Source organism: Streptomyces sp. NPDC059785 (genome assembly GCF_042732375.1).
Lineage (GTDB): Bacteria > Actinomycetota > Actinomycetes > Streptomycetales > Streptomycetaceae > Streptomyces.
On the sequence record NZ_JBHWHV010000028.1, the window covers coordinates 115301 to 120569 of the forward strand.

At 73.7% G+C, this 5269-nt stretch carries 3 protein-coding genes; all 3 read left to right on the forward strand.

Annotated features, from left to right (window positions below; all coding sequences use genetic code 11):
- Positions 1-1397 precede the first annotated feature (1397 nt).
- The 3 genes from ACFV6E_RS22130 to ACFV6E_RS22140 all read left to right on the forward strand — a co-directional run bounded on the left by ACFV6E_RS22130 (position 1398) and on the right by ACFV6E_RS22140 (position 5206).
- Complete coding sequence (locus ACFV6E_RS22130; protein ID WP_385463843.1) at positions 1398-3545, forward strand: DHA2 family efflux MFS transporter permease subunit; 2148 nt, start codon at positions 1398-1400, stop codon at positions 3543-3545.
- 168 nt (positions 3546-3713) lie between these two features.
- Positions 3714-4442 carry a hypothetical protein gene (locus ACFV6E_RS22135; protein ID WP_385163798.1) on the forward strand — a complete coding sequence of 243 codons (729 nt, stop codon included), beginning with the start codon at positions 3714-3716 and terminating at the stop codon, positions 4440-4442.
- 5 nt (positions 4443-4447) lie between these two features.
- The gene (locus ACFV6E_RS22140) at positions 4448-5206 is read left to right on the forward strand and encodes a hypothetical protein (protein WP_385163795.1); all 759 of its coding nucleotides are present in this window, start codon (positions 4448-4450) and stop codon (positions 5204-5206) included.
- The last annotated feature ends 63 nt before the right edge of the window (positions 5207-5269 follow it).

Genomic DNA, 5269 nt, shown 5'->3' on the forward strand with positions numbered 1-5269 from the left:
CTGCCCGTGTCCGGGGGTGGGGTGTGGTGTCGCGGCGTCGGCACCGGGAATGGGCGTCCGCCTGGTCTGCCCCTGCCCCTGCCCCTGCCCCTGCCCGTGTCCGGGGGTGGGGTGTGGTGTCGCGGCGTCGGCACCGGGAATGGGCGTCCGCCCAGTCTGCCCCTGCCCCTGCCCCTGCCCCTGCCCGTGCCCGGGCGCGGAGTGTGGTGTCGCGGCCCCGGCTTCGGAGCCCGGTACTAGTCCGGTCTGCCCGTGCCCGGGGTCCGGTGCGTGCCCCGCGTCTCCGGTCACGGCTTCCGGGCCTCGTTCCTGCGCGTGACCGGGCATCCGCCCCGGTCCGTGGTCGGGCGTCCGGCCGTGCCCGGGGTCGGGCATGCGGCCCTGCGGGGGGCCGGGGAGGGGGCCGGTGCCGCGGCCTGACGTGCGGCTGGCGTGGTGCTGCGTATCCCGCCCGGCCCGGTCGGCCCTGGCGGCCCCGCCGCCCGTAACCCGGTCTTGCCCCGGGCCGCCTGGGCCACCGGAAGCGCTTGGCGTCCCGCCCTGCGGGATGCCTGCGACCGGCCCGATCCCGGTTCCCGGCGTCGGGCCGGACTCGGGGACTGTCGCCCGACCGTCCCCGGAGCCGGGCAGCGGCCCTTGTCCGGTGTGCGCGGCCGGGCCCGTACCGGGGCCCGAAGCGTGTCCGCTCCCGTGTTCGTGCAGCCGGTCTCGCTCGGTGCCCGTGCCCGGAGTCTCCCCGGGCCCCGAAGCGCGGCCGCCCCCGGTTTCCGGCGCGCGACCACTCCGGGCTCCACCCGCCTGGCCCGCCTCGAACTCCGATGCCCCGCCGGTCGAGGGGTCCGACGCCCGGCCGCCCCCGAAGCCCGGCTCGGCACCGCCGGCCCTCGCCACCCCGTCGGCCCCGACAGCCTCACGCTCCGCAGGCCCGACAGCCGTCGGCGTCCCAGGCCCCGTAACCGTCGACCCCGTGGTCCTGGCAGGCTCCGCCTGCCCCGCCGGTCGCGTGGCTGTCGGCTTCGTTGGAGCGCTGGGCGCTGATGGTTCATCGATGGCCACGTAAGGCCGGATGCGTAGCGGGTCGAAGTCTTCGGCTGCGGCTGCTTCCGCCTCGCGGGCGTCGCGCAGGGCGTCCGACGCCTGCTGGGTGCAGGCGCAGGACGGTGTGCCGTCCGGCTCCCGGCCCGCCCCGCACTCGGGGCAGACGTGCCCCTTCGGTCCGCTCACGCGTGGTCCCTCCCCCTCACGAACTCCAGAGATTATCCAGATCTTGCGCACAGAATCTCCCGCGGGCCCCAGGATTCCCGCCCGCCGAGAGGACTGAACAGGCCATAACGGGTCACACCGACCAGGATGGAAGGAGACCGAGTTACTGGGTCCGCCGCAGTCGGGAGGTCCGGATGAGCGACGGTGTGCACACGACGGACCGGGCGGCGGCCGAGCGGAATGCCGGTAGCACGGACAGCGGCGCGCACGGCGGCACGGATGCCGTCACGCGCGGCGTCACGCACGGCGGCACGGATGGCGTCACGCACGGCGGCGCGGCGCACGGCAGCGTGCTCGTCTCCATCGGCGCCCTGCTGCTCGGCATGCTCCTCGCCGCCCTCGACCAGACGATCGTCTCGACCGCACTGCCGACCATCGTCAGCGACCTCGGGGGCCTCGAGCACCTCTCCTGGGTCGTCACCGCGTACCTGCTGGCCTCGACCGCGGCGACCCCGCTCTGGGGCAAGCTGGGCGACCAGTACGGCCGCAAAAAACTGTTCCAGACGGCGATCCTGATCTTCCTGATCGGCTCCGCGCTCTGCGGCATGGCACGGAACATGCCCGAGCTGATCGCCTTCCGCGCCCTGCAAGGGCTGGGCGGCGGCGGACTGATGGTGCTGTCCATGGCGATCGTCGGAGACCTGGTCTCGCCCCGCGAAAGGGGCCGGTACCAGGGACTCTTCGGCGCCGTCTTCGGCGCGACCAGCGTGCTCGGACCCCTGCTCGGCGGCTTCTTCACCGAGCACCTGAGCTGGCGCTGGGTCTTCTACATCAACCTGCCCGTAGGCGTCGTCGCACTCGCCGTGATCGCCGCGGCCCTGCACATCCCGCGCCGCTCCGCCCACCACGTCATCGACTACCTCGGCACCTTCCTCATCGCCGCCGTGGCCACCTGCCTGGTCCTGGTCGCCTCCCTCGGCGGCAACACCTGGGGCTGGACCTCGCCCCAGCTCATCACCGTCCTGGCCGTCGCCGTGCTCCTCGCGGCCGCCTTCGTCGCCGTGGAACGCAGGGCCGCCGAACCGGTACTCCCACCGCGGCTGTTCCGGGTCCGTACCTTCACCCTGTCCGCCGTCATCAGCTTCGTCATCGGGTTCGCGATGTTCGGCGCCATGACCTACCTGCCGACGTTCCTCCAGGTCGTCCAGGGCGTCTCGCCGACCATGTCCGGCGTCCACATGCTGCCGATGGTGATCGGACTGCTGCTCTCCTCCACCGTCTCCGGGCAGATCGTCAGCCGCACCGGCCGCTGGAAGGTGTTCCCGGTCGCGGGCACCGCCGTCACGGCCCTCGGGCTGCTCCTGCTCCACCAGCTCGACGAGCACAGCGGCACCGCCGAGATGAGCGCCTTCTTCCTCGTCTTCGGCCTGGGCCTCGGCCTGGTCATGCAGGTCCTGGTCCTGATCGTGCAGAACGCGGTCCCGTACGAGGACCTGGGCGTCGCCACCTCCGGCGCCACCTTCTTCCGCTCCATCGGCGCCTCGTTCGGCGTCGCCGTCTTCGGCACGGTCTTCGCGAGCCGCCTGGGCGACAAACTGACGGACGCGCTCAGCGGCCGGCGACTGCCCACCGGCCTCGACGCCGCCGCCCTCAAGGCCGACCCGCACGTCATCGCGGGCCTCCCGCCCGCCCTGCGCGCCCCCGTCCTGCACGCCTACGCCGCCGCCATCACCGACGTCTTCCTGTACGCCGCCCCGGTCGCCCTCGCCGGCTTCGTCCTCGCCTGGTTCCTGCGCGAGGACCGGCTGCGGGTCTCCGTCACCGCCCCCGACGCGAGCCAGACCCTGTCCGGCACCTCCGTCGAGCGCTCCTCGTACGACGAGGTGTGCCGGGCGCTGTCGGTCCTCGGTACCCGCGAGGGCCGCCGCGAGATCTACGAGAGGATCACCGCGCGGGCCGGGTACGACCTGCTGCCCGCCGCGAGCTGGCTGCTGCTGCGCGTCCTGCGCTGCGGCCGGACCGAACCGGCGGAGCTCGCCCAGTGCGGCACCGTACCGCCGGCCGTGCTGATGGCCGCGGTCCGGCAGGTCGAGGAGCGCCGTCTCGCCCGCCGCGACGGCGTCGAGCTCGTCCTCACCGACCTCGGCCGCGAGGTCGCGAGCCGGCTGTCCGAGGCCCGCGCGGACTCCCTGGCGGAGCTGCTGGGCGACTGGTGGGGCCCCGACCGCCCCGCCGACCTGACCGGCCTCGTCGACGAACTGAACGCCGAACTGTGCGGCTGCGACGCGGAACGCCCGCACGCGCCAACGCGGACGACACGACCGTACGGCTTGACCACTTGAGTGGACGGGACAGACCTGACTGCCCGTTACCCAAGCGTGTTTCTCACACCCCCTGTGCTCCCGCCGTACCGTTCCCGTGCCGTTTGAGGCGCGAGTCCGGGGCAACCCGAAGGTGAAACAGGCCCGTTGGGCTGACAACACCAGGCAGGCACCCATCGGAAGGCATCCATGTCCACAGGCGTGATCATCGCTCTGATAGTGATCGTGGCGGCCGTCGCCGTTGTCGCGGCCGCGTTGACCCTCCTCGCCCGCAGGCCGCAGGGCGGGCGCAGCCTCCAGCGGCGCTTCGGGCCCGAGTACGACCGCGCGGTCGCCCGGCACGACGGCGACACGAAGGCCGCCGAGCGCGACTTGGCCGAGCGGGTGAAGCGGCACGGCACGCTGCGCGTGCGGCCGCTGGATCCCGCGGCCCGCGAGCGGTACACCGCCCGCTGGACCGCAGTCCAGGAACGCTTCGTCGACTCGCCGCGCGACGCGGTGACCGACGCCGACCGGCTGCTCGCCGAGCTGGCGGGCGAGCGCGGCTTCCCCGACGGCGGCCGTTACGAGGAGCAGTTCGAGGCACTTTCCGTGCACCACGGGCACCACGTCCACGGGTACCGCCGGGTGCACCGGGCCGTGCACACGCCCGGCGACGGCACCGGCGACCGGACGGGCACCGAGGAACTGCGCGAGTCCCTGGTGCAGGCCCGCGCCCTCTTCGAGGCGCTGCTCGCGCAGCCGGGCAAGGACGGCAGCGACCCCGTGACCGAGCACTCGACGGCGACCAGGAACCAGACCAGGTCCGGACTCAAGCCCGGGCTCGAGCCCGGAGCCAGGTCCACGGCCAAGTCCGACGGGCAGGGCCACGCCCACCTGCCGTGGGCACTCAACAGGCGTCAGGCGAAGGGGAGTTGACAGAAATGCCGGAAACGACACCGCCGAGCGAGGGCGCGGAGAAGCGGGACCGGGGACTCAGCGAGGCCGAGGCGACCGCAGCGGCGGCGGGCCGGGCCACCGCCCCGGGCCACGAGAGCCTGACCCGTGAGACCACCGCGGCCCGCGAGACCGCGGCCGCGCGGGAGTCAGCGGGAACGACACGGGACCCCGTAGGCACGCAGCCCCACGAAAGCACACTGAACCCGAACCCGAACCCGAACCCGAAGCCGAGGACGAAGCCGAACCTGGCTCCGGACGCCCGGCAGGACGACGCGAGCACGGCGGCCGACGCCACCACGACGGGACTCGGCGCGAGCGCGGGCGCGGCGACGGAGGGCAGGACCAGGGAGGGCAGGACGGAAACGCCCCTGGAAACCCCTGCCCCCGCCTCCGCTCCCACCTCCGCCCCCGCCCCCGCTCCCGGAACCCGTTCGCTCGGACACGAGGCCGGTGGTGCCGACGCGCCGCTGGTCCCGCACGACGAGTGGGACAAGTTCTCGGTGCGACTCCAGCAGGCGGTAGGGGGGTTCGTGGACGAACCCCGGGCGGCCGTCGAGGAGGCGGACCACGTCCTGGAGGAGGTCGCCGCCCGGTTCGCGGACGCGATCACCCAGCGCCGCCGTACGCTGCGGGCGTCCTGGCAGCCCGGCGGCGAGGCCAAGGCCACCGCCGCCGACACCGAGCAACTCCGGCTCACCCTGCGGGACTACCGCGAACTGACCGAACGACTGATGCACAGCTAGCCAACGCAACGGGCACGACCGGGCACACCCGTGCGCGGAAGGGCGCGCCGACGTCACTCAACC

Coding starts and splice junctions, on each gene's coding strand:
- ACFV6E_RS22130 (WP_385463843.1), top strand. CDS start 1,398: ATGAGCGACGGTGTGCACACGACGGACCGGGCGGCGGCCGAGCGGAAT.
- ACFV6E_RS22135 (WP_385163798.1), top strand. CDS start 3,714: ATGTCCACAGGCGTGATCATCGCTCTGATAGTGATCGTGGCGGCCGTC.
- ACFV6E_RS22140 (WP_385163795.1), top strand. CDS start 4,448: ATGCCGGAAACGACACCGCCGAGCGAGGGCGCGGAGAAGCGGGACCGG.